The sequence below is a fragment of the Mycobacterium sp. E787 genome (assembly GCF_001668725.1).
GTDB lineage: Bacteria > Actinomycetota > Actinomycetes > Mycobacteriales > Mycobacteriaceae > Mycobacterium.
Window position 1 is genome coordinate 1 of record NZ_LZKL01000033.1, and the last position, 21,686, is coordinate 21,686.

Genomic DNA, 21,686 nt, shown 5'->3' on the forward strand with positions numbered 1-21,686 from the left:
CGGCGACGGCCGCGACGAGCTGATCATCCCGATCGCGCGACACCCGTTCAACGGCAGCGCCAACACCCGGTTCGCGGTGTGGCGCGCGCCGGGTGACCGCAACCATTACGAACGCACCCAGATGGTCGGGCAGGCCGTCTATCCCAGCGGCGACGGCTACCTGGTGACCAACGGCGGCGCGCTGGACAGCCGGGACCTCACCTTCTACCTGCCGACCGGGGCCGGGTACACGCTCGTGGTGGTGTTGACCATCGAAGCCGAGGAGGTGGACCCGGACACGCACCGGGTGCTGACCGTCGTGTGCCGCGCCCACCAGGAAGACGGCCTGCACGCGGTGGACATGAGCCTGCGTCAGGCCGAGGAGACCTTCTGCGGGTCACCGGCCGCCAAGGCCATCTGGCCGGACGCCGAGCGCCTCCAGATCCGGCAGTGGCGCAGGGGACAGCAGTAACTACGGCGCGCAGTAGTCGCGAGCGGTCGCCAACTGCTGCCTCGCCTTGGCGAGATCGCCGGCGATTTGTTCCGGGCTTGCGGGCCGGTAGGGATCACTGGCGTCGATCTGGGACGCCAGCATGTCCGAGCGAATGCGAAGGTCGACCGCGGCCGCACTCTTCAAACCGTGCAGCGGAGCCAGAGCGTTCCGAACCTGGCTCGCCAGATAAGCCGGTGTACCGGAGGGAGACACCAGGTTGAACACGTTCTCCAGCCGATCGGCCGCCGGCACGATGACGCCGCACTCCGCGTCGACGGCGGCCGCGGCCGGCCCGGCCGTCGGGCACATCATTACCGCGGCGACCGAGACCGGCACCCAGAGAATTCGTCGACGCATTGTTCCTGCACACTAGCCCCACCACGACGGGATGAGGGCGAGACTTCGCATCAGCTGCCCCTCAGCTCCTGTGATCAGCGAAAGACCGGTCACGCTGTGCTGGCCGATGGGAAAGTTCAGATGCGGGTCCAGCATCGGCACGAAGGGGTAGGCGGTCGGCATCATCGACGGCGGCAGCCAACGGGGACCAACGGCCTTTCGAGCCGGCCCACCGCGTGGGTGAATCGATTGAGCAGACTTTCGTTTGCCTGTTGGATCGTCCGGCAAATCGGAATTGCACCGGTCTGGTCGACCACGCTCTGCAGGGTCGGGGCGGCAGCCGCGTACGAGCTTCCGGACACGGCCAGGGCCTGCACGAACTCCCGATGAAACGTCGACGCCCGCGCGCTGAGCGCTTGATAGGTCTGCCCGTGCGACCCGAACAACGTCGCGACGGCGGCTGACACTTCATCGGCGGCGGCGGCCGTCAGGTGCGTGGTCGGCCCCACGACGGCCGCGGTGGCTTCGCTGATCCTCGACCCGATACTGGCCAGATCCGAGGAAACCGAGGCCAGCGTTTCCGGGGCCACAATGATGAATGACATCTCGCATCTCGTCCTAGGCCACGACAATCCGTTCGTGTCATGGTCCCGATGGCCGCCCGGCAACCGCTAGGGCACTTGTGCCCTCTTCCGTCAGGCGTCCATGTCGGGCGCCCACCTCGGCGGGCGTGGGTCCGGCCGGTGCGAACGCGCCGCCGCCAAGGTCGCCGCCCGCTCGCCGTTGATCGCCGTCACCGGTGGGGGCTGGCCCTTGCGCAGGGTCGTGATCAGCTCGCGGTAGGGGCCGATGATGTAGACGGTGTCGCCGGCCTTGAGTCGGGCGTCGCGGCGAGGGCGCAACCTGACCGGCCCCTCCGGTCGCGTGATCGCGATGACGCGCGTCTGCGTGGACAGTTCCACCATTCGCAGACCGTCGAGCTCGCTGCCCGGCGCCACCAGCATTCCGCCGACCATGAAGGAGCGCTGCCCCACCCAAAACGTCCCGAGCACTTGCAAACCCATCGCCGCGCCGATGAACCAGGGGGCGGCCAGGTCGACGATCGACCGCACGTTTTCGAAACCGAACCGCCGGTTCACCGCGGTGCCCAACGCCCGGCCCTGAACGCGCATGACGATCGGCACCTTGGTGTCCGATCCGAGTATCTCCAGCAGGACGATGCCGGTCTCGATGTTCGCCATGTCGTCCTGGTTCACCACCGCCACCCCGCGTGCGCGTTCGACGCGCGCCGATTCCAAGGTCTGGCGCATCGTGGGATCCCCGAAGATCACCGGCACGTCGAGGTCGGCCACGGTCGGCAGGAAGCGGTTGTTCTCGTCCGGCTCAATCACCAGGACGTCGTATCCGGCGGCGGTGAGATCGCTGACGACGCGGACGCCGATGGAACCCAGCCCCACGACGACGACGTGGTTGCGCATGTGGCGGGCCCGCAGCAGGCCGGCGGTTTTCACGAATCGGCGCGAGAGCATCAGGTCGGCGAGGAACGCGACGAGGATGGCGGTGACGATCGCGCCGCCGAACATCAACGCGACCACGTACAGTCGCAGGGCGGTGGACTGCTGGGCGAAGCTGAATTCGCCGTAGCCCACGGTCGTAATGGTCTCGGAGGTGAAGTACAGGGCGTCGAGCCACGACATCCGCGGGTTGTGATAGGTCAGGCGCATCACGGTGGTCGAGGCGAGTATCAGCAACAGCGCAAAAGCCAACGAGGGGAACAGCATCGGGTTGACGTCGTCGCGCATGGCCCGCGCGGCATCGATTGCGCGTCGGAGCCGGGAATGGCGTGAGCGCGTCCCCGTCGGGGGAGGCACCTTGATGCCACGGGCCTCCAGTTCGTCTTTGACGCCGATCATCGACGTCCAGTCCCCGGCGTAGACCCGCAGATCCCGCCCGGGGCAGGGCACCACCTCGCCGGGAGTGGGTGAGTTCTTGCCGTGGACGACCGCGACGGGCGCCAAGTCGGCGTAGATCTCGCGCAGCGTCGCGTCGTACGGCGCCTCGGCGCCCCACACGACGAATTCGATTCCCGCTGTTTCGAACTGGTGCGCGTTACGCGACAGCACGGCCTCCACGAGGGACGGTGTGGCGAGGTCGGCGACGTCCAGTATCGCGCCGGGGCCGTTGACGGCGGTGACCGCTTCCCGCAGCACGTCGTTGGCCAGCCGCGCCACCACGCGGACATTCGGACTGTACTCCCTTGCCAGTAAGGCGATTTCGAGATTCACAGCGTCGTTGGGCCCGGCGCAGACGACGGCGCGGGCCCGGTGCACCCCGGCGCCGAGCAGATCCGCGGCGGTGTTGATCCTGATAATCCGCGCGCCGGCGCCCCTGAGTTCCTCGGCGATCGTCTTCGACAGCGGATCATCGCCGCCGACGATGATCTCGCGATGAAATTGAAAGACCTCTCCCATTTCGCGGGCCGTCTCGCTCGTTTGCTACCGGGGTGGCTTCGTGGTGTGCCGCATGAATACGACTATCGGCCACGAGCCCGGGAAGTGCCACCGGAGCGGCCCGGTCTTCATGGGACGCAACAGGTTCGACTCGGGCTCGTCACGCGGACGAAATAGTTGCGGCGTAGAGAAAGCCATCGCAGCACCGCTGCCCGCGTGAAAAGCATTGCCTGAAGGAGCTTCCGTGCCCGAGACGACGCCCGACGATATCTTCAAACTCGCCAGGGACCAGGACATCGAGTATGTCGACGTCCGCTTCTGCGACCTGCCGGGGACCATGCAGCACTTCACGATTCCGATCTACGCCTTCGACGAGAACGTGTTCGAGGACGGCCTGGCCTTCGACGGCTCCTCGATTCGCGGGTTCCAGTCGATCCACGAGTCCGACATGCTGCTGCTGCCCGACCCGGAAACCGCGACGATCGACCCGTTCCGCGCCGCCAGAACGCTGAACCTGAACTTTTTCGTGCACGACCCGTTCACCCTGGAGGTGTATTCGCGCGACCCGCGCAACGTCGCGCGCAAGGCGGAGAACTACCTGATCAGCTCCGGCATCGCGGACACCGCCTACTTCGGCCCGGAAGCCGAGTTCTACATCTTCGATTCCGTCAGCTTCGACTCGCGCACGGACACCTCGTTCTACAAGGTGGACGCGAGCTCCGGGTGGTGGAACACCGGAGACGCGACCGAGGCCGACGGCAGCCCCAACCTCGGCTACAAGGTCCGCCCCAAGGGCGGGTACTTCCCGGTCGCCCCCACCGACCACTACGTCGACCTGCGCGACGAAATGCTCACCCACCTGACCAACGCCGGCTTCAGCCTGGAGAAGGGCCACCACGAGGTGGGCAGCGGCGGCCAGGCCGAGATCAACTACCAGTTCAACACTTTGCTGCACGCGGCGGACGACCATCAGATGTACAAGTACATCGTCAAGCAGACCGCATGGCAGGCCGGCAAGACGGTGACGTTCATGCCCAAGCCGCTGTTCGGCGACAACGGGTCCGGGATGCACTGCCACCAGTCGCTGTGGAAGGACGGCATTCCGCTGATGTACGACGACACCGGCTACGCCGGCCTGTCCGACACCGCCCGCCATTACATCGGCGGATTGCTCTACCACGCGCCCTCGCTGCTGGCGTTCACCAACCCCACCGTCAATTCGTACAAGCGGCTGGTGCCCGGCTACGAGGCCCCGATCAACCTGGTCTACAGCCAGCGCAACCGCTCGGCGTGCGTGCGCATCCCGATCACCGGCAACAACCCGAAGACCAAGCGGCTGGAGTTCCGTTGCCCCGATTCGTCGGGCAATCCCTATCTTTCGTTCGCGGCCCAGCTGATGGCGGGGCTGGACGGCATCAAGAACAAGATCGAGCCGCCGCCGCCGGTCGACAAGGACCTCTACGAGCTGCCCCCGGAAGAGGCGGCCGAGATCCCGCAGGCGCCCACGCAGCTGTCGGCGGTCATCGACCGGCTGGAGGAAGACAGCGAATACCTCACCGAGGGCGGGGTGTTCACCCCCGACCTGATCGAGGCGTGGATCGACTACAAGCGCGACTACGAGATCGCACCGGTCAACCTGCGGCCGACGCCGTACGAGTTTGCCCTCTACTACGACGTCTAGGGGACGTCTAGGGGACGTCTAGGGACGTCTAGGGCCGCTCGAAGTGCTGGTAGTCGACGGGAGTCGTCCAGGCGCCACCCCACCGCCAGCCGAGGTCCGTGAACACGTGAACGGCCGGGTCGCCGTCATGAAAGATCCCCGGGTCGGTGCGGCCGCGGTCCAGGTACTCCGTGGCGTTGCGCGGTTCGATCGCGCCGCTGGAGTAGACGCACGGATTGAGCAGCGGGTTGAGGTCGATGGCCCGGCCGTAGGCGTGGAGGGACCATCGATCGGTTCCGGGGATGCTTCGGCAATTGAACGCTGAGGTGTTGTCGTCCTCCATCGACAGCTCGTCATCGGCGGCCGGGTAGTGGTCGACCGCGCGGATCTTCTCGATGGGAAAGCGCAGCCGGTAAAGCCGCTCGAAGATCGCGAGGACCTCGGGCACCAGGTCTTCGTGCACGATCAGCTCGCCGCGGTGGGTCTGCCCGTCAAACCCGATGTGGTCGACGCCGACCCGCCGCAGCTGCGCGGGTTCGACGGGACAGCCGGGCCGCCAGCTCGCGCCGAGCTCTGCGACCGTCACCGGCAGGACGGTCTCCCCGGGGGCGGACGAAGCGGCGCTGCACTGAACCAGCATGACGGCGGCTGCCGCCATGCCCGCCGGAACGGCAAACCACCGGCTGCCGGACGTGAATGGGAATGGCACGGGGCACCAACTATAGGACTGCCCAGCCGATCCCGCCTACGCTGGCGGCATGCCCGGTAAGCGGTCGGCGCGAAAGGTCATTGCCGTTGGCGCCGCCCTGCTCGTGCTCGCCGCCGCTTCCGCGCCCGGCTACGTGGCGCCGTCAGCCGTCAGCGACGGGCCTCGGGCTTCGCAGGCGCCGCCGCCTCCCGCGCCGCCGCCGCCGGAGGAGCCGGCCGCACCCCCCGCGCCCGAGTTCGCAACCGTCTCCAGGCTGATGAACGACGCGATCGCGGCACGCCGGCTGCCGGGTGCGGTGGTGGTGATCGGGCACGGGGGCAAGGTCGCCTTTCACCAGGCCTACGGCTCGCGCAAGCTGGCGGGCGAACCGGGGCTGGACGGAGCGCCGGCGCCCGCCGAGCCGATGACCGAGGATACGATCTTCGACTTGGCTTCGCTGACAAAGTGTCTCGCGACGGCGACCGCCATCATGCAGCTGTACGAACAGGGCAAGGTGCAGTTCGACGATCCCGTGCAGAAGTACTTGCCGGACTTCAACGCGGCGAACGATCCTCAGCGTGCCGAGGTGACCGTCCGCATGTTGCTGACGAACACGTCGGGCGAGGGGATAGACGTAAGCCTCGGCGATCCGTGGGGACTCGACGGGTCCGACAAAGCGGAAGGCGTCCACCGTGCGCTCAGCACGCCGCTCCAGTCGGGCCCCGGCGCGGTTTTCCGGTACTCCGACATCAACTACATCCTGCTCGGCGCGCTGCTCGAGAAGGTCACGGGCGAGGCGGAGGACGACTACGTTCAGCAAAACGTCTTCGCGCCGCTCGGAATCATGCAGACCCGCTACCTTCCCGCAGCCAAAGCCTGTGGGCCACAACGGATTCGAGGGTCTGCGATCGCCTGGGCTCCCGCGCCGCCGGGACGCGAACCGGAGCCCTGTCCCGCGGGCGCATGGAGCGCCGGCCTCCTGCCGCGCATCGCGCCGACGGCGCTTGACGAGGAAAGCCGAGCCGATCCCGGCAAGAACCCCGATTACGGTTATCTGCTTCGTGGCACCGTGCATGACCCGACGGCGCGCCGCATGGGGGGAGTGGCGGGTAATGCCGGCGTGTTCGCGACGGCGCACGATGTCGGCGTCTATGCGCAGGCGCTGCTCGATCGGCTTGCGGGCCGCCCGAGCGACTTTCCGCTGCAGCCCGCGACTCTCGAACTGATGACGACGCCCCAGCAACCCGGACACACCCCCCAACAACTCAAAGCGGCGAACGAAGCCGCCCGGGCCGCCAACTATCCGGCGGTCAGGGGACAAAACCTGTTCGGGTTCGGCTGGGACATCGACACCGGATTTTCCCGGCCCCGCGGAACGGTCTTTCCCGTCGGCAGTTTCGGCAACACCGGGTTCACCGGAACCACGCTGTGGCTGGACCCCGGCTCGGACACCTATGTGGTCCTGCTCTCCAACTCGATCCATCTGCGAGGCAGCCCACCGATCTCGGATCTGCGCGGGGAGGTCGCCACCGCGGCGGCCCGGGCCCTGCGCCTCTACGGCAGCACCACACCCCCGCGCCGGTAGGAAAACCCGGGCGCTAGTTTTGCCGTGTGACCCCACCGGTTATCCAACGCTGGATCGAGATCGTCGACGGCGGCCGCACCGACGGCCTGCACGAACTGCTGGCCGAGGACGCGGTCTTCTACTCGCCGGCGGTTTTCACCCCACAAGAGGGCAGGGCCAAGGCCGCCGCCTACCTGACCGCGGCGGCGAAGCTGTTCGCCGACACCGATTTCCACTACGTCGAGCAGTGGTATTCCGACCACTCCGCCGTGCTGGAGTTCGTCGCCGACGTCGACGGCACCCACGTGAACGGCGTCGACATGATCCACTGGAACGACGACGGCGAGATCACTTCGGTCAAGGTGATGCTGCGGCCGCTCAGGGCCCTTGAGACCGTCATCCCCGAGATGGCCAAGCTGTTGCAGCAGGGGAGCTAGCCGACCTACTTCTGCGCGCTCGGGCAATAGGCGGCGACGGCGGACTGCGCCAAATGTTCCGCGTCATCATGACTGAGCCGCTTCGGCCACCGATTACCGGCGGCGCTGTCCTGGTCCTGTGCGGACAAGATGTTGCCGACCGTCAGCTCGAGCGACTGCGGCCGCGGCGGCAACAGCAGGAAACAGGTGTGGTGGCCCAACTCCATGAACCGCTGGCGGATGGCCGCCTTGCCGTTGTCGGTGATGCCGTAGCCGTTCAGCATGGACAGGAATTGGGCGTCCGCGCCGTCGGCCGGGGACATCGCGGCCGACGAGGCGCTGATCGTCACGGTCTGCGGGCCCGGCGACATCGCCGTCTTGTCACGCGACAGGTAGACCCCCACCGAGATGAGACCGGCCAGGGCGGCCGCGGCGAAGGCCGCGGCCCCGATGAGCACCGCGGCGGGCGTCTGCTTGGAGCGACGCGCCGGCCGTGTTACGTGATGAGGCACCGATCCGGTCGGGACATCGCGGCCCTCGACAGTCATGCCCCACCCCCTGCCGGGTGTCCCCCGATAACGCCAAGTCCAATCAATATCGCACCGTTCGCATTCTGACGTTCAACGACACGTCAATCGCCGTGTCGAAGTCTGTCACGGCCGCGCCGGTCCGTACAGGCCGCCGGGCCGCGCGCCGCTTCCCGCGCCGGCTATGACCCACCGCCCACCAGGTTGCCATTTTGCGGACAGTACGCGCGAACGGAGATGCTCACGTAAGTGTCGGCGTCGAGGCCCGGATTGCTCGAATGAAAGGCGTTGACGATCTGGGGCACCGACACGCCTCGGCGGATGTCATCGCACACCATCTTGCCGTTCGAGATGGCGGCCTCGGGGTTGGCGAACGAGATGCCGTGGTCGTTCAGGTCCTGTACGTACTTGTTGTCCTGGTCCGGTGTGGAGGCGATGGACGACGGAGCGGCGGACGCCGACGGGCCCGTCGGCGCGGGCGTCGCGCCGCCCTTGGGCGTTGCCGGCCGAGGGCTGGTGGAATCCGGGCTCAACAGCCAGAAGGCAAGAATGATCGCCCCGGCCAGTGCGAGCCCCCCGACGAGCAGCGCTCCGGCCTTGCGCCAGGTGGCGCTCCAGGACTGGCGGTCGGCCGCCGGCTCGTCGGGGACGTCGTCATAGTCGCGCGCGGACGTGCGATCCGCCGCGTCCGAACCCGCGTCATTGGGTACGGCAACCGTCTCGGCACGGTTGAGCGCGAACGTCTCGTCACCAGCCGGGGACGGCTCGGCCATGACGGCCATGGTAGCGGGTCCGCGGATGGATGACGGCGGCGTCGTGGCCGGCGTGGCCGCGAAATCGCCGACAATTGCCCCGCCGAGTAGCTGTGTTCGCGGTCAGCCCGCGGCCGCGTCGGCCTCGGTGACCCGTTCGATCCTGAGGGGCGATACGCCCAGACCGCGCAGGCAGAACCGCACCACCCGCTCGCGAATTGCGGTGCGGTCCCAAGGCTGCGTCTGCCCGTGCCGCTGCGAGCCGGCCCACACCACGCCGTGTATCGATTTCGCGGCCGTCGCCGGGACGGCGTCGTGGAACACGCCGAGTTCGAGGCCGCGCTCGATCTGCTCGATGAGCGGCTCGAGGATCGCGCCGTACGCGGGCGCAATCATTTCCGGCGACGAGACCGCTTTCGTGTGCGCGTCCATCGGCAGCCGGCGGGCGCCGTTCTCGGCGGGTTCGCCGAACGCGCGTTCCAGTCGCCCTTCGATCCAGGCGACGACCGCGTCGACCGGGTCGGCGGCGTCCGCCATCTTTGCCCTCAGTCTCTGCGTTTCGACGCGGGCCTCTTCGAGGAAGACCGCCGCGACCAACTGGTCCTTGGAATCGAAGTGCCGGTAGAACGCGCGGGTGCTCAGCTGAGCGCGCTCCAGCACGGTGGCGACGCTGAGCCCGTGGACTCCATGCTCGTGCATGGATTTGGACGCCGCGGCCACGATGGCGCACCGCACGTTGGGGTCGGGGGCGAGCTTGTTTCGCCGTTGCGATAGCGGGCCGCTCATGCGCGCCTGACCGGGCCGTCGGGGTTGCACAGACGTGTCATAAGTGCGTAGGTACCCCCTACCCCCGTCTCCGAAAACATGAATTTCAGGGTTTGCGCTTCCGCTAACGTGCGGCTTCGCCGGCGCTCAGTTGCTCGATGAGGTGGGGAGCCACGCCCAGCCCCCGCAGGCAGAATCGCACCGCCCGTCGGCGGACCTCCTCGCGGTCCCAATGGTTCGTCGCCCACTGGCGCTGCGTGCCGGCCCACACGACGCCGTGGATCGATTTCGCCGCGGTCGCCGGGATGATGTCCCTGAAGATGCCGAGCTCGAGGCCGCGCTGCAGCTGCTCGATCAACGGCTCGAGAATCGCACCGTAGGCGGGCGAGACCGCCTCGGGTGTGGAGAATGATTTCGATTGGGCCTCCAAAGACACCTGGTGCAGCTCCGCTTTGATGTCCTCATCGAACGCGAGGTCGAGCCGCCCGTCGATCCACGCGGCGACCGCTTCGACCGGGTCGGTGGCTTCCGACATCTTTGATTTCAGCCGCTGCACCTCGCTGCGCGTCATCTCGAGAAAGACCGCCGCGACCAATTGGTCCTTGGAGTCGAAGTGCCGATAGAAAGCCCGCGTGCTGAGCCGGGCTCGTTCCAACACCGTGGCAACGCTGAGGCCTCGAACCCCCTGCTCGCGAACCGATTTCGACGCGGCGTCCACAATGGCGCGGCGCACGTCGGGATCGGGTGCCAGCTTCTTCCGTCGAGGCGTGACCGTGTGGCTCAAATGGTGCTGCGGATGTGCTGCCGGATCCCCCTGTCCCGTCATAGTTAACAAAAATAATCCGTGGACAGTTCGTGCACACACGCTTTCGCAAAGCCCGCGCCGCCCACTCTTCTATTAGACGAATGCACAATTGTTTCTGTCGACACCGTCCCGGCGCACCGATCACCACTCGCGCAGGTCATGCCGGCGTCGTTCACGGGGCGTCAAGGCTGATGCGGCAAATGCGTCTGCCGGGAACAGGTTTGCGAAGAGGGATCACGAGCCCGGACTTCTCGGCGCCGGACCGGCGGATCGTCGCTGTCTGGCAGCAGCCGTTTCGGTGAACCCTGGTTCACCCGCGAGATAGGCCCTAGGCTGCGGCCATGTCGATTGATCGGGCGGCCCTCCTGGCCGGCGGCATCCGTCTCGCGTCGGGCATTTCGTTTCTCGTCGACCCGCTCCGGGCGAACCGCTGGTGGGGCGATCCGGACGAGCCGGCGCCGACGGCGCGACTGCTGCTGCGTTCGATGGGCTACCGCGACGCCTTGATCGGCGGGCTGCTCGCTGCGGCGGCGCTGCGGGGTAGGGACACCCGCGGCTGGTTTCTGGCCTCCGGCGGCGCGGACGCGGCCGACCTGCTCGGCGGCATGAGCGTGCACGACGCGCTGAAGCCCTCGCAACGGCTGATCGGCCTGGGCGGCGCCGTGGTCGGCATCGGCGTCGGGCTCTGGGGCGCGACCCGAAGGGTCCGCGACGGGGAGAATGTGTGACGGCGATGGGAGCAAGCATGCGATTCGGAGTCCTGACATTCGTCACCGACGAGGGGATCGGCCCCGTCGAGCTGGGCCGGGCGCTGGAGGAGCGCGAGTTCGCCTCGCTGTTTTTGGCCGAGCATTCGCACATCCCCGTCAACGCCAAGACCCCCTATCCGGGCGGTGGCCCGATTCCGCCGAAGTACTACCGCACACTGGATCCGTTCGTGGCGTTGACGGCGGCGGCGGTCGCGACCCGGGGCCTCGAGGTGGGGACCGGGATCGCGTTGATCCCGCAGCGCGATCCCATCCTGACGGCCAAGGAGGTTGCGTCGCTCGATCTGGTCTCGCAGGGACGGTTTCGCTTCGGCGTGGGGGTGGGCTGGCTGCGCGAGGAGATCGCCAACCACGGCGTCGATCCGAAGGTGCGCGGGCGGATGGTCGAGGAGCGGCTTCGGGCGATGATCGAGATCTGGACCCAGGATCAGGCCGAATTCCACGGCGAATTGGTCGATTTCGATCCGATCTACAGCTGGCCGAAGCCGGTGACGCGGCCGTACCCGCCGCTGTATCTGGGCGGCGGGCCGGCGAGTTTTCCGCGCATCGCCCGGCTGAATGCCGGCTGGATCGCGATGACTCCGTCGGCTGAGGCGCTGTCGGGCCAGCTCGAGGAGTTGCGCCGCGTCGCCGACCACGACGTGCCGGTGATCAACTTTCACGGGGGCGAGCCGACTGCAAAGGAGCTGGAGGGCTACCGCACCCTCGGGTTGCAACAGGTGCTGCTGGACCTGCCCACCGAGCCCCGCGACGAGACGCTTCGGCGCCTCGACGAGTTGCAGGCGGAGCTCGCCAAACTGGCGTAGGGCGGCGCGGTCAGCCCGCGGCGCCCTCGACCGCCGACCAGTATTTCGCTTCGCGCCCGGTGAGCTCGTTCGACGTGATGGCGCCGAAGGCGGCGGCTTCGCGCGCGAACCGGGTCGGCGCCCGGGCCAACGCATCCGGGCCTTCGAGCCGAAAGCAGCTCGGTGCCAGCGGGCCGAACAGCAACGCGCGCCGCAGGTGCGGCCAGTTGTCCAGCTGTGGCTCCACCCCGGCCGCTCGGGCGAAAGTCATTGCGGCCAGGTTCATTTGGGTTTTCTGGGGTGACCCGCGTCGCGCGCGGTACTCCTTGAGCGACCTCCGCTGGTCGTCCTCATCGAGGGGCGCGATCGCGCCGCCCCACGTGTACGCGATCCACCTGGCTTGGAGTTCCAGCGGCACGAAGTATCCGCCCGACTGGTCCCACATGCCGATGAAGGCCATATTCGGGAGGTCGGGATGGAACGTGTAGCGGTCGGCGTCCAGGTGCACCGCGTCGAGGTCGAGGACGGCGCGGATGTCCTCGCTCAGGAAGGGCAGAGACAACGCGAACCCGGTGCCGAACACGATCCCGTCGAAGTCCTCGGCGTGCCCGTCGGCGAACGTCACGCACGTGCCCTCGATGGCCTTTATCCACGGCCGCACCGTGATCCGGCCCTCGGCGACGAGTGGTAGGTAATGCTGATTGAGGGTGACCCCGGCCGCGAAGAGGGACGCATCGGGCCGCGGTGCGCCGTACTGGTCGGGGCTCCCGGCCGCCTCGATGACGATCTCCTTCAGTTGCCGGTCGACCTCGGCCCTGGGCAGGCGCTCGAAGGCCAGGGCGCCGTAGCGGGTGTAGACCCGGTAGTCGGTGGGCACCCCGGCGGCGAACTTCGGCAGGACGTACCGCTGCCGCCGTTGGGTCACCACCACGCGTGCCGCGCCGAGATGGGCCAGCTCGGCGGCGATCTCGAGGGCGCTGATCGCGCAGCCCGCCACCAAGACTCGCTTGTCGCGGTACGGGCCGGCGTCGCGGTATTGGTAGCTCGAGATCGCCCCGGCCGAGCCGGCGAACGTCTCGAGGCCCGGCACGGCGGGGACCGCCGGGGCGTGGAACCTGCCGCTGGCGACCACCACCCGCGCGAAGCTCTCGTCGCCGCCGGCATGACCAACGACCCACCGCGTGCCCTGCCGCCTGACGAGGTCGACCCGCGTGTTGAGCAGAATGCGGGGGGTGAGGCCGAAGGTTTCGGCGTATCGATGCAAGTAGCCGAGGATCGCGCGATTCGGCGGGTAGACGACTTCGGTGGTGTGCTCGAGGTCGCCGAAGGCCGTCAGCGTGCGACTGCTGTTGGTGTGCATAGCCGGCCACACGCCGCTCAGGCCGGGCAGGCCCGTCCACTGCCCGCCCGGCATCGGCGCCTTCTCGAAGATCGTCGGTTCGAAGCCCTGCGACATCAACCAGCGGGCCGCGACCAGCCCGCCCGGGACCGCCCCGATCACGGCGACGCTGGTGGTCACCAGGGAACTGTAAACGCTTCAGCTCAGGCCGATGCGGATGTCGTTGACCTGCAGGCAGTCATAGCGGTCCTCGAGGCCGCCGGTGCGGCCGAAACCTCAGGTGCCGCAGAACGTTTGGTACTTGCCGAAATCCTCCGGCGCCGGATCGGCGTAGCGCCGCAGGCCTGGTCGTTCGCGATACGGGTCGGTGACGGCGTTGAGCAGCCGCCCGAGCGGATCGAGGTCCCCGTCCGTCGCCGCGGTCAGGGCCTCCTCGACGAGGTGGTTGCGCGGGATGTAGATCGGGTTGGCGCGGTCCATCGCTTCGGCGTCCGGACCGAGGTCCCGCCAGCGCGACATCCAGGCGTCGAAGCCGGCGAGGTTGACGAAGAGTCCGCGCGCCGGTTCGGCCTCTCCCCGGGCGGCCCGACCGAGGTGGCGGAAGAAGGAGGTGTAGTCGACGTGGCTCTCCTGCAACAGGGTGAGCAGGTCGTCGACCAACCGCGTAACCGCTTGTGCCGCAACATCTCCGGACAAGCCGAGTTTGGAGCGCATGCCGGACTCCCACACGGCGTCGTAGGCCTGCCGGAACACCCCGAACGACCCCTCCGCGAGCGCGACCGCCTCCTCGACGTCGTCGGAGAGCAACGGAAGGAGCGTCTCCGCGAATCGGGCCAGGTTCCATCCGGCGACGACCGGCTGATTGCCGTAGGCGTAGCGACCCCAGAAGTCGATCGAGCTGAACACCGTCTCCGGGTCGTAGGCCTCCATGAAGGCGCAGGGGCCGTAGTCGATGGTTTCGCCGGAGATCGTCATGTTGTCGGTGTTCATCACGCCGTGGACGAACCCGATCAGCATCCAGCGGGCCACCAGCGACGCCTGGGCGGCCACCACCGCTTCGAACAGGGCGAGGTATGGCCGGTCGGCCCCGGCCGCGGCGGGATGGTGGCGCGCGATCGCATGGTCGGCCAGGCGCCGCAGCAGGCCCGGGTCGCCGAGCGACGCGGCGTACTGGAAGCTGCCGACGCGCAGGTGACTGCTCGCGACGCGGGCGAGCACGGCGCCGGGCAGCGGCGTCTCGCGCTGCACCGGGCGTCCGGTGGCCACCACGGCCAGCGATCGTGTCGTCGGGACGCCCAGGGCGTGCATCGCCTCGCTGACGATGTATTCGCGCAGCATCGGGCCGACCGCCGCCAGGCCGTCGCCGCCGCGCGCGAAGGGCGTGGGCCCCGACCCCTTCAGGTGCAGGTCGCGCAGGCTCCCGTCGTCGCCGACGAGTTCGCCGAGTAGCAGTGCCCGCCCGTCGCCCAGTCGGGGCACGTAGCCGCCGAACTGGTGTCCGGCGTAGGCCTGCGCCACCGGCGCGGCGCCGTCGGGCACCAGGTTGCCGACCAAAAACCGCAGCCCGTCGGCACTGCGCAGCCAGGCGCCGTCGAGGCCGAGCTGGCCGGCCAATCGGTCGTTGACCACGAGGGGCCGCAATTCGGGAGTCGCCTCGGCCTGCCAGCGCACGGCCAACTCCGGCAATTCGCGGAAGAACCGGTCGTGCAGGGCGACGGTTGTCTCCGGTGTGACGCTCACTCCACCGACACTACGGAACGCCCGGGCCTATCCGACGGCTTGCCGGATGAGGTCGCGGGCGCGGTCGAGCATTGAGGCGAACGGACCGACGGCGAAATTCAGCTTCGCCGATTCCACGCCCGGGTGCGGGCGGGTCGGCGCGATGGCCTCCGCCGCGCGCACCGCCGAACCCATCCGCTTGAGGTCGTCGGCGTCGACTTTGCGCTCCAGCACGGGAAATTCGTCGTCCTCCTCATGCCGGGCGTGGTCGAGCACCGCGTCACGCAGCTTGGTGAGTTCGTCGATGAACTGTTGCGACGTGATGTCGAGTTTCTCGATCGCTGAGAGCAGCTCCTTGGCTTCGTGCTCCTCCTGCAGGCGGGCGTCGACGATGCCGTCGCCGGCGTCGGCCTCGCGGCGCACCCGGGGGTGCACCACCATCTCCTCAGCCGTCTCATGGACGGCCAGCAGCTGGCGCAACTCTACGAAGGGCTTCTCGCGCGCCTTGGGATCCGAAGCGTGCAGCACTTCTTCGAACATGTCCTCGATGAGGTTGTGTTGCGCTTTGAGGAATGCGACGACTTCCTCTGGTGATTGGACAATCATGTCGGCCATCGCCGATACCTCCAGTGATAGGGGAATGGAAGAAATACCCGGCGGGGGTCCGGGTAAACGCGGCGAGCCCCCGTCAGACGCCTGAGCATCCGACGGGGGCGTCGGCCTGGACCGCTAGACGCCGCGCCCGGGCGTCGTGGTTGTCCCGAGGCCGGTGACGGCGTCGGTGTCCTTGCGCCGCTTCAGCCCAACGAGTCCGCCCAGCCCGAGCAGGCCGAGCAGCCCCCACAAGCCGTTGTTGTTGTCACTGTGCTGGTCATTGTTGTTGTCCGCCAACGTCGTTGTGGTCGACGACGGCGCCGGTGCGGCCTGGGTGGTGGCGTTGGCGACGCCGGCTCCACCGAACAGCAGCGCCCCGGTGGCGGAAATGACTGCAATGGTCTTACGCATGTTTGCTCCTTGAGTGGTCGTCTCGACCGAGGGGTAACCGAGAACGCGTTCGGGACCAGTCGCCTCTAGCCCTTGCGACAAGCGACGCGAGACGAAGGTCCCTGGCGTCGCAACGGATGGGCTACCCGGCGCGCCGGCGATGAAACCTCGCCCGAGCACGCTTGGCGCGTGGCCTGGTGCGACCACGCTCCCCAACTGCCATCATTTGCTGATGGACGACCCCCGGCAGCGCATCGCCGACCTGGAACGCCGGCTGGCCGACGCCAGGGCGGCCGCCCGCGGCGAGAACCAACCCGTCGAGCAGCCGGTCTCCGCCGCGCAGCTGACGCCCGGTGTGCGCCCCGCCTACGCCGCGCCCCAGCGCAAGCGCCGCGGGGCCGATTTGATCGGGCCGGTCATCGCGGTGCTCGGCGGGGGGATCGGCCTCTGCGTCGGCGGAGCGGCGGCGGTGACCGCGCTGATCCCCTCGACGGCGCTGTGGATGAGTCCCATCGTCTGCCGCAGCGGATATGAAATGACCTACAACACCTCGCACTACAGCTACAAGCCGGGCCAGTCCGGGACCACTGTCAGCTTCCAGTGCGTCGGCGACGGCGACTATTACGACGTCAACGACTTCGCGGTCTTCGTGCTGCAGTCCCTGCTTGTTCGCGGTCGTCCTGGTCGTCGCGCTCGCCCTGGGTCGACTGCTATGGCGCCGCTCGCACAAGCCCGCCTGATCGGCGGTTCGCCATGCGGCTACCGTTTAACAAACACCAGCTAGCACCCACGGAATGAAGATGGCGACAGATCAGATGCATGAACAGGTCGACGACCAGGCGCCGGATCCCTCGGACATCGGCTGGCGCATCGACCCCGTTCTCGCCCGCAGCTGGCTGCTGGTCAACGGCGCGCATGCCGACCGGTTCCAGGCGGCGGCGCATTCCCGCGCCGACATCGTCGTTCTCGACATCGAGGACGCGGTCGCGCCGAAAGGCAAGCAGGCGGCCCGCGAGAACGTCGTGCGCTGGCTCAGCTCGGAAAACACCGACTGGGTCCGCATCAACGGGTTCGGCACGCCGTGGTGGGCCGACGACCTGGCGGCGCTGGCCGAGACTCCGGTCGGCGGGGTGATGCTGGCGATGGTCGAATCGGTGGACCATGTCACCGAGACCGCCCAGCGACTGCCCAACGTGCCGATCGTGGCGCTGGTCGAAACCGCCCGGGGCCTGGAGCGCATCACCGAGATCGCCGCGGCCAAGGGCACCTTCCGGCTGGCCTTCGGCATCGGTGACTTCCGCCGCGACACCGGCTTCGGGGAAGACCCCACCACCCTGGCGTACGCCCGGTCGCGCTTCACGATCGCGGCCAAGGCGGCCAACCTGCCGAGCGCCATCGATGGGCCGACGATCGGCTCCAACGCCCTGAAGCTGATCGAGGCCACGGCGGTTTCCGTGGAGTTCGGCATGACGGGCAAGATCTGCCTCACCCCGGACCAGTGCGCGGTGGTCAACGAGGGGCTGTCCCCGTCGCAGGACGAGATCTCTTGGGCCAAAGAGTTTTTCGCTGAGTTCGAACGTGACGGCGGGGAGATTCGCAACGGCTCCGACCTACCGCGGATTGCGAGGGCCACGAAGATCCTCGAACTGGCCCGCGCCTACGGCATCGAAGTGTCGGAGTTCGACGACGAAGAACGCGTTCACTCGCCCGCCCCGTCGGACACCTATCACTACTAGGCAGGGAACAGGTTCGATGAGCGACGCCGTGGACTTTCACTTCGACCCGATGTGCCCGTTCGCCTACCAGACCTCGCTGTGGATCCGGGATGTTCGCGACCAGCTCGGCATCACCGTCGATTGGCGATTCTTCAGCCTCGAGGAGACCAACAGGTCCGAGGGCCAAAAGCACCCCTGGGAACGCCAGTGGTCCTACGGCTGGTCGCTGATGCGGATCGGGGCGCTGCTGCGCCGAACGGACATGGCGCTGCTGGACCGGTGGTACGCCGCGATAGGACGCGAGCTGCACACGTTGGGCGGCAAGCCACACGACCCCGCGATTGCGCGAAAACTGCTGGGCGACATCGGCGTCGACCCCGCGATTCTCGATGAGGCGTTGGAGGACTCCACCACCCACGACGACATTCGCCAGGACCACCAGCGCGTCGTCGATGCGGGCGGATTCGGTGTGCCGACGCTGTTCTTGGCGGGACAGTGCCTGTTCGGTCCGGTGTTGGTCGACCCGCCGACCGGTCAGCCCGCCCTGACGCTGTGGAGCGTCGTGACCGGCATGGCCGAGCTGCCGCACGTCTACGAACTGCAGCGGCCCAAGGCGCCGGCCGATCTCGACCTCATCGGGCGAAGCCTGCGTCCCTACCTCGATGGGCGGGATTGGGTCAGCATCAACCGCGGTGAAGTCGTCGACGTGGAGCGCCTCACCAATCAAAGCTGAGCTACGCCGCGTGCTTCGCGAGCGTGACGGCGATGCGCAGTTCGGTCTCGCTGACGTCGATTGCAGGTGCCCGCGGCGGGGCGGCCGATCGGTAGGTATGCCCGGTCGGTGTGGTGAATTCGGCTGTGTGCGTATGGTTGTCGTCGACCATGGTGCGCACCCGCCAGCCGGCGGCTTCCTTGGTGTAGTTGCAGGCCGCGCAGGAGCCCAGGCCGTTGTCGGCGGTGGTGGGCCCGCCGCGGGCCCAGGGCTGCGCGTGGTCACGGTGGCGGATGGGCGCGTCGCAATAGGGCGTGCGGCAACGTTGATCTCGCAGCTCGATGAAGCTTGCCAGGCCGCGCGGGAAGAGCCGCGCCCGTGACTCCATGGTCACCAGCGCCCCGGCCGCCGGGTGGGCGTAGAGCCTGCGCAGGGTGGCCCGCGAGCGCCGGTCGCTGACGGCGCCGGCGACCAGCGATCGCGCGACCGCCGCCGGAATAGGCCCGTAGCCGCCGAGATCGGCCGGTGTGTCGGCGCCGCCCAGCAGCGTTTCGTCGGTGAGGACCAAATTGACCGCGATGGGGGTAGGGACCGCCGCCGGGCGCCCGGTGACCCGTTCGACGAGCGTGTCGGCCATGACCTGTCCCCGCGAGCGGTCATCGAAGGTGGTGTCGGCGGACCGCTTGAGAGCCGCGAACACCGAAACGCCTTGGGTGACCGGCAACAACGCGGTCACATACGTCATCGTGTCGGGTGCGGGCCGGATGGTGACCGTGCGCTCGTTCTCGGCCTTGGCCGCGCGCTCGACCACCGCGTGCGGGTCCAGTCGGTAGGCGATCGCCTTGGCGGCCGCTGCCACCCGCGCGTCACCCATCCCGTCCAGGCCGGCGGGATCGGCGCACATCTCGACGTCGAGCCTGCGGCGGTCCTCGACGTCGAGGCAGGCGCTTTCGCGCACGATCAGGGTGGCCCGCCATTCCGAGAGCGCCCCGCACTCCAGCGCGGCCAGCGTGTGCGGCATCTCGTGCACCAGCGCCTTGGCGAAACCCAGGTGCCGGCCACCTCGGGCCGGGGAATCCCGCCGCGCCAGGGCGATCTCGCCGGCGACGCCCCGTCCGCGCCGCGCCGCGGGGACCCCGGTCGCCGCTTCGGCGGCCCTGCGCTCGGTATCCAGGGCGACCGCCAGCCGGGCCTGATGCGCGGCCGCAGCGGACTTGACCCTCTCCAGCTCGGCGATGCGCTCTATCAGCGCCGATTGTCGATCATCGAACATGTGTTCGAGTATACCTGACCGGCCGACAAGATGCCGTTACGCTGGCTGCATGGGCCGAATCCGGGTCGCGCGGGTGTACGAGGAGGCCGATCCCGACGACGGCCAGCGGGTCCTGGTGGACCGCATCTGGCCGCGCGGGTTACGCAAGGACGATCCGCGGGTCGGCAGGTGGTGCAAGGACGTCGCGCCGTCGAAGGAACTTCGCGAGTGGTACCACCATGACCCTGGAAAGTTCGATCAGTTCGCCGCGCGCTACGCCGACGAACTGCACGACAGCCCGGCGTTGGCGGAGCTGCGAAAGCTGACCAAGCGCGGCGCCGTGACCCTGGTGACGGCCACCCGCGAAGTCGACGGCAGTCACGCCGCGGTCCTGGCGGAGCTGCTCACGAGCCGGTGATCCGCGGGCGGCTCGGTAGGCTGGTCGGTGGATATGACCGAACCCGAAATGATCTTGCCGCGGGAACTGGCCGACATCAGCGATGAGGTGCGTCAGGTGCCCCCGCCGCCCAGCACGGCTGAGGTTCCCGAGCCCTACGCTTTCCGGCTCGCCGACCCGGACGCCGACGCGGAGATGGTCGCCGAGTGGATGAGCCGGCCCGCGCTCGCCGAGGCCTGGGAATCCGCCTGGCCGGCCGAGCGCTGGCATCGCTACCTGGGCGCGCAACTGGACGGTGAGTATTCGCGACCGTTTTTCGCCAGTCTGGATGGGCAAGACCGCGCCTACATCGAATTGTACCGAGCCGCAAAGGATTCCATTGCCACCCGGTATGAAGCCGATCCCTACGACTTGGGGATCCACGCGGCCATCGCCGACGAAGGGCTGGTGAACCAGGGCATCGCCGGGTACGTGCTGCCGCATTTCGTGGCCAGCGTGCTGGGCCAGGAGCCGTTGTGCCGCCGGATCATGTTCGATCCCGACCACCGCAACAAGACGGCACGGCGATTCTGCGAGCGCGCCGGCTGCGCATTCCTCGGCGAGCACGACATGTCGAATCGGCGTATGGCGCTGTTCGCGCTGCCGCGCACACCCGGGGACGTGCCCAGGCTTCGCGCCACCTGATCACTGCTGGGCGACCCATTGCCCGAATGTCGCGGCGGCGATGCCGAGCGCGACGCTGACGACGATGTTGGCCAGCGCCGTCCAGGTTTGGCGCTCCTCGCCGAGGCGCTGCGTCTCCAGCATCCAGGTGGAAAAGGTGGTGTAGGCGCCGACGAACGCCGTCCCGGCCAGCAGCGCCGCGTCCCTGCTCAACACCAGGCCCCCGAGGAAACCGAGCAGCGCGGCGCCGCTGACGTTCACCGCGAGCGTCCCGAACGGAAAGGCCCGGGCCGCTCGCCGGGCCACCGCACCGTCGATCACGAAGCGCAGCACCGACCCGAAGCCGCCGACGAGCGCTACGCCGGTCCACAGCAAGGCCGTTGATATCCCGGTCATCGACGGACTCGTACCCGGCGAACCAAAGCGGTCGCCAGGTACACGGCCAGCAATCCCAACACGATGCTGCTGGTGGTGTATGCGGCGGCCTTGACCCAATGGCCGTGCTGAATCATGTTCACGGTCTCGACCTGCATCGTCGAGAAGGTGGTCAACCCGCCGCAGAGTCCGGTGCCGAGCAGGGGTCGCCGGTAGCTCGACAGCGGCAGCCGCTCGAGCAGGCGGGTCGTGAAGTAGCCGACCAGAAACGCGCCGACGATGTTGGCCGTGAAGGTGGACCACGGCCAGTGCTCCGCGTCGCGGATGACGAGGGTGTTCAACGCCGCGCGGGTTAGAGTACCGATCGCACCACCGACGAAAACCGCGGCCAACTCGCGATAGTCGTGTGCCACGGTCGGTTTCCCTTCGGTGTGCGAGTGCTGCGCTTAGCAGCGTAGGGGGTCGACTTACCAGAAGGTGAACCCGGGAAGTACCTGAGAAGTCCAAGGCGGCGGGGCGCGCCGGGCACGGGCAGAATTGGTG

The 21,686-nt window shown here is 68.1% G+C and carries 25 protein-coding genes and 1 pseudogene; 11 read left to right on the plus strand and 15 right to left on the minus strand.

The features are described from left to right. Positions 1 to 451, plus strand: a pseudogene (locus A5705_RS28050) (hypothetical protein); the annotation flags it as partial. Here A5705_RS28050 and A5705_RS05630 read toward each other — a convergent pair. The 3 genes from A5705_RS05630 to A5705_RS05640 all read right to left on the minus strand — a co-directional run bounded on the left by A5705_RS05630 (position 452) and on the right by A5705_RS05640 (position 3,279). Then, the gene (locus A5705_RS05630; protein ID WP_231964557.1) at positions 452 to 808 is read right to left on the minus strand and encodes a hypothetical protein; all 357 of its coding nucleotides are present in this window, start codon (positions 806 to 808) and stop codon (positions 452 to 454) included. Positions 809 to 990: 182 nt separating this feature from the next. Further along, on the minus strand, positions 991 to 1,413 hold the full coding sequence (locus tag A5705_RS28950) for a PE family protein (RefSeq protein ID WP_068276081.1): 423 nt from the start codon (positions 1,411 to 1,413) through the stop codon (positions 991 to 993). Positions 1,414 to 1,503: 90 nt separating this feature from the next. Then, entirely contained in the window at positions 1,504 to 3,279 is a 1,776-nt protein-coding gene (locus A5705_RS05640) for an NAD-binding protein (RefSeq protein WP_067883200.1), read from the minus strand. Positions 3,280 to 3,502: 223 nt separating this feature from the next. On the opposite strand from A5705_RS05640, the gene glnA reads away from it, so the two are divergent. Then, entirely contained in the window at positions 3,503 to 4,939 is a 1,437-nt protein-coding gene (glnA, locus tag A5705_RS05645) for a type I glutamate--ammonia ligase (protein ID WP_068276083.1), read from the plus strand. Between the two features lie 28 nt (positions 4,940 to 4,967). Here the strand turns inward: glnA and A5705_RS05650 are convergent, their stop codons facing one another. Next, entirely contained in the window at positions 4,968 to 5,558 is a 591-nt protein-coding gene (locus A5705_RS05650; RefSeq protein WP_231964560.1) for a M15 family metallopeptidase, read from the minus strand. Between the two features lie 118 nt (positions 5,559 to 5,676). Between A5705_RS05650 and A5705_RS05655 the strand changes: the two genes are divergently transcribed. Both A5705_RS05655 and A5705_RS05660 read left to right on the plus strand, forming a co-directional pair. Next, positions 5,677 to 7,191 (plus strand): serine hydrolase, encoded by a 1,515-nt coding sequence (locus A5705_RS05655; RefSeq protein WP_067883197.1) that lies wholly within the window; start codon positions 5,677 to 5,679, stop codon positions 7,189 to 7,191. A 26-nt stretch (positions 7,192 to 7,217) separates the two neighbouring features. Further along, on the plus strand, positions 7,218 to 7,607 hold the full coding sequence (locus tag A5705_RS05660; RefSeq protein WP_068276086.1) for a nuclear transport factor 2 family protein: 390 nt from the start codon (positions 7,218 to 7,220) through the stop codon (positions 7,605 to 7,607). A gap of 5 nt (positions 7,608 to 7,612) precedes the next feature. Here A5705_RS05660 and A5705_RS05665 read toward each other — a convergent pair whose 3' ends face one another. From A5705_RS05665 to A5705_RS05680, 4 genes are all read right to left on the minus strand, one after another. Further along, positions 7,613 to 8,134 (minus strand): DUF732 domain-containing protein, encoded by a 522-nt coding sequence (locus A5705_RS05665; RefSeq protein ID WP_082956318.1) that lies wholly within the window; start codon positions 8,132 to 8,134, stop codon positions 7,613 to 7,615. A 161-nt stretch (positions 8,135 to 8,295) separates the two neighbouring features. Continuing rightward, entirely contained in the window at positions 8,296 to 8,886 is a 591-nt protein-coding gene (locus A5705_RS05670; RefSeq protein ID WP_231982370.1) for a DUF732 domain-containing protein, read from the minus strand. A gap of 102 nt (positions 8,887 to 8,988) precedes the next feature. Beyond that, positions 8,989 to 9,651, minus strand: coding sequence for a TetR/AcrR family transcriptional regulator (locus A5705_RS05675; protein WP_068276093.1), 663 nt, complete (start codon positions 9,649 to 9,651; stop codon positions 8,989 to 8,991). A gap of 103 nt (positions 9,652 to 9,754) precedes the next feature. Beyond that, positions 9,755 to 10,456 (minus strand): TetR/AcrR family transcriptional regulator, encoded by a 702-nt coding sequence (locus A5705_RS05680; RefSeq protein ID WP_082956319.1) that lies wholly within the window; start codon positions 10,454 to 10,456, stop codon positions 9,755 to 9,757. 320 nt (positions 10,457 to 10,776) lie between these two features. Between A5705_RS05680 and A5705_RS05685 the strand changes: the two genes are divergently transcribed. Together A5705_RS05685 and A5705_RS05690 are read left to right on the plus strand one after the other, a co-directional pair. Then, positions 10,777 to 11,163, plus strand: coding sequence for a DUF4267 domain-containing protein (locus tag A5705_RS05685; protein WP_067883191.1), 387 nt, complete (start codon positions 10,777 to 10,779; stop codon positions 11,161 to 11,163). A 17-nt stretch (positions 11,164 to 11,180) separates the two neighbouring features. Then, on the plus strand, positions 11,181 to 12,008 hold the full coding sequence (locus tag A5705_RS05690; RefSeq protein WP_068276096.1) for an LLM class F420-dependent oxidoreductase: 828 nt from the start codon (positions 11,181 to 11,183) through the stop codon (positions 12,006 to 12,008). Positions 12,009 to 12,018: 10 nt separating this feature from the next. On the opposite strand, the gene A5705_RS05695 is transcribed toward A5705_RS05690, so the two are convergent. From A5705_RS05695 to A5705_RS05710, 4 genes are all read right to left on the minus strand, one after another. Further along, positions 12,019 to 13,506 (minus strand): NAD(P)/FAD-dependent oxidoreductase, encoded by a 1,488-nt coding sequence (locus tag A5705_RS05695; RefSeq protein WP_068276099.1) that lies wholly within the window; start codon positions 13,504 to 13,506, stop codon positions 12,019 to 12,021. A 96-nt stretch (positions 13,507 to 13,602) separates the two neighbouring features. Beyond that, complete coding sequence (locus tag A5705_RS05700) at positions 13,603 to 15,066, minus strand: YdiU family protein (protein ID WP_068276102.1); 1,464 nt, start codon at positions 15,064 to 15,066, stop codon at positions 13,603 to 13,605. 27 nt (positions 15,067 to 15,093) lie between these two features. After that, positions 15,094 to 15,660: a hemerythrin domain-containing protein gene (locus A5705_RS05705; protein WP_067879716.1), complete on the minus strand. Its 567-nt coding sequence runs from the start codon at positions 15,658 to 15,660 to the stop codon at positions 15,094 to 15,096. A gap of 114 nt (positions 15,661 to 15,774) precedes the next feature. Further along, positions 15,775 to 16,050 (minus strand): WGxxGxxG family protein, encoded by a 276-nt coding sequence (locus A5705_RS05710; protein ID WP_067879720.1) that lies wholly within the window; start codon positions 16,048 to 16,050, stop codon positions 15,775 to 15,777. Positions 16,051 to 16,261: 211 nt separating this feature from the next. Here A5705_RS05710 and A5705_RS05715 point away from each other — a divergent pair, with 211 nt between their 5' ends. The 3 genes from A5705_RS05715 to A5705_RS05725 are packed head-to-tail and all read left to right on the plus strand — an operon-like array spanning position 16,262 to position 18,477. Further along, the gene (locus A5705_RS05715) at positions 16,262 to 16,813 is read left to right on the plus strand and encodes a hypothetical protein (RefSeq protein WP_068276105.1); all 552 of its coding nucleotides are present in this window, start codon (positions 16,262 to 16,264) and stop codon (positions 16,811 to 16,813) included. A 31-nt stretch (positions 16,814 to 16,844) separates the two neighbouring features. Further along, positions 16,845 to 17,765, plus strand: coding sequence for a CoA ester lyase (locus A5705_RS05720; RefSeq protein ID WP_067879978.1), 921 nt, complete (start codon positions 16,845 to 16,847; stop codon positions 17,763 to 17,765). Positions 17,766 to 17,781: 16 nt separating this feature from the next. Further along, positions 17,782 to 18,477 carry a DsbA family protein gene (locus A5705_RS05725; protein ID WP_068276108.1) on the plus strand — a complete coding sequence of 232 codons (696 nt, stop codon included), beginning with the start codon at positions 17,782 to 17,784 and terminating at the stop codon, positions 18,475 to 18,477. Between the two features lies 1 nt (position 18,478). On the opposite strand, the gene A5705_RS05730 is transcribed toward A5705_RS05725, so the two are convergent. After that, complete coding sequence (locus A5705_RS05730) at positions 18,479 to 19,729, minus strand: HNH endonuclease signature motif containing protein (protein WP_068276110.1); 1,251 nt, start codon at positions 19,727 to 19,729, stop codon at positions 18,479 to 18,481. Between the two features lie 49 nt (positions 19,730 to 19,778). Between A5705_RS05730 and A5705_RS05735 the strand changes: the two genes are divergently transcribed. Together A5705_RS05735 and A5705_RS05740 are read left to right on the plus strand one after the other, a co-directional pair. After that, positions 19,779 to 20,126 carry a DUF488 domain-containing protein gene (locus A5705_RS05735; protein ID WP_068276113.1) on the plus strand — a complete coding sequence of 116 codons (348 nt, stop codon included), beginning with the start codon at positions 19,779 to 19,781 and terminating at the stop codon, positions 20,124 to 20,126. Between the two features lie 33 nt (positions 20,127 to 20,159). Continuing rightward, the gene (locus A5705_RS05740; protein WP_068276116.1) at positions 20,160 to 20,789 is read left to right on the plus strand and encodes a GNAT family N-acetyltransferase; all 630 of its coding nucleotides are present in this window, start codon (positions 20,160 to 20,162) and stop codon (positions 20,787 to 20,789) included. Here A5705_RS05740 and crcB (A5705_RS05745) read toward each other — a convergent pair whose 3' ends face one another. Continuing rightward, positions 20,790 to 21,164 (minus strand): fluoride efflux transporter CrcB, encoded by a 375-nt coding sequence (gene crcB, locus A5705_RS05745; RefSeq protein ID WP_067879738.1) that lies wholly within the window; start codon positions 21,162 to 21,164, stop codon positions 20,790 to 20,792. Further along, positions 21,161 to 21,556 (minus strand): fluoride efflux transporter CrcB, encoded by a 396-nt coding sequence (gene crcB, locus A5705_RS05750; RefSeq protein WP_068276119.1) that lies wholly within the window; start codon positions 21,554 to 21,556, stop codon positions 21,161 to 21,163. Before crcB (A5705_RS05750) ends, crcB (A5705_RS05745) begins: the two co-directional genes overlap by 4 nt. Between the last annotated feature and the right edge of the window lie 130 nt (positions 21,557 to 21,686).

Bases quoted from the DNA above. Each gene is read 5' to 3' on its own strand.
- A5705_RS05710 (WP_067879720.1), bottom strand. From the start codon at position 16,050: ATGCGTAAGACCATTGCAGTCATTTCCGCCACCGGGGCGCTGCTGTTC.
- A5705_RS05705 (WP_067879716.1), bottom strand. From the start codon at position 15,660: ATGGCCGACATGATTGTCCAATCACCAGAGGAAGTCGTCGCATTCCTC.
- A5705_RS05675 (WP_068276093.1), bottom strand. From the start codon at position 9,651: ATGAGCGGCCCGCTATCGCAACGGCGAAACAAGCTCGCCCCCGACCCC.
- A5705_RS05640 (WP_067883200.1), bottom strand. From the start codon at position 3,279: ATGGGAGAGGTCTTTCAATTTCATCGCGAGATCATCGTCGGCGGCGAT.
- A5705_RS05720 (WP_067879978.1), top strand. From the start codon at position 16,845: ATGCATGAACAGGTCGACGACCAGGCGCCGGATCCCTCGGACATCGGC.
- A5705_RS05650 (WP_231964560.1), bottom strand. From the start codon at position 5,558: ATGCTGGTTCAGTGCAGCGCCGCTTCGTCCGCCCCCGGGGAGACCGTC.
- crcB (WP_067879738.1), bottom strand. From the start codon at position 21,164: ATGACCGGGATATCAACGGCCTTGCTGTGGACCGGCGTAGCGCTCGTC.
- A5705_RS05740 (WP_068276116.1), top strand. From the start codon at position 20,160: ATGACCGAACCCGAAATGATCTTGCCGCGGGAACTGGCCGACATCAGC.
- A5705_RS05680 (WP_082956319.1), bottom strand. From the start codon at position 10,456: ATGACGGGACAGGGGGATCCGGCAGCACATCCGCAGCACCATTTGAGC.
- A5705_RS05735 (WP_068276113.1), top strand. From the start codon at position 19,779: ATGGGCCGAATCCGGGTCGCGCGGGTGTACGAGGAGGCCGATCCCGAC.
- A5705_RS05715 (WP_068276105.1), top strand. From the start codon at position 16,262: ATGGACGACCCCCGGCAGCGCATCGCCGACCTGGAACGCCGGCTGGCC.
- A5705_RS05690 (WP_068276096.1), top strand. From the start codon at position 11,181: ATGCGATTCGGAGTCCTGACATTCGTCACCGACGAGGGGATCGGCCCC.
- A5705_RS05685 (WP_067883191.1), top strand. From the start codon at position 10,777: ATGTCGATTGATCGGGCGGCCCTCCTGGCCGGCGGCATCCGTCTCGCG.
- A5705_RS28950 (WP_068276081.1), bottom strand. From the start codon at position 1,413: ATGTCATTCATCATTGTGGCCCCGGAAACGCTGGCCTCGGTTTCCTCG.
- A5705_RS05670 (WP_231982370.1), bottom strand. From the start codon at position 8,886: ATGGCCGAGCCGTCCCCGGCTGGTGACGAGACGTTCGCGCTCAACCGT.
- A5705_RS05730 (WP_068276110.1), bottom strand. From the start codon at position 19,729: ATGTTCGATGATCGACAATCGGCGCTGATAGAGCGCATCGCCGAGCTG.
- A5705_RS05655 (WP_067883197.1), top strand. From the start codon at position 5,677: ATGCCCGGTAAGCGGTCGGCGCGAAAGGTCATTGCCGTTGGCGCCGCC.
- A5705_RS05665 (WP_082956318.1), bottom strand. From the start codon at position 8,134: ATGACTGTCGAGGGCCGCGATGTCCCGACCGGATCGGTGCCTCATCAC.
- A5705_RS05725 (WP_068276108.1), top strand. From the start codon at position 17,782: ATGAGCGACGCCGTGGACTTTCACTTCGACCCGATGTGCCCGTTCGCC.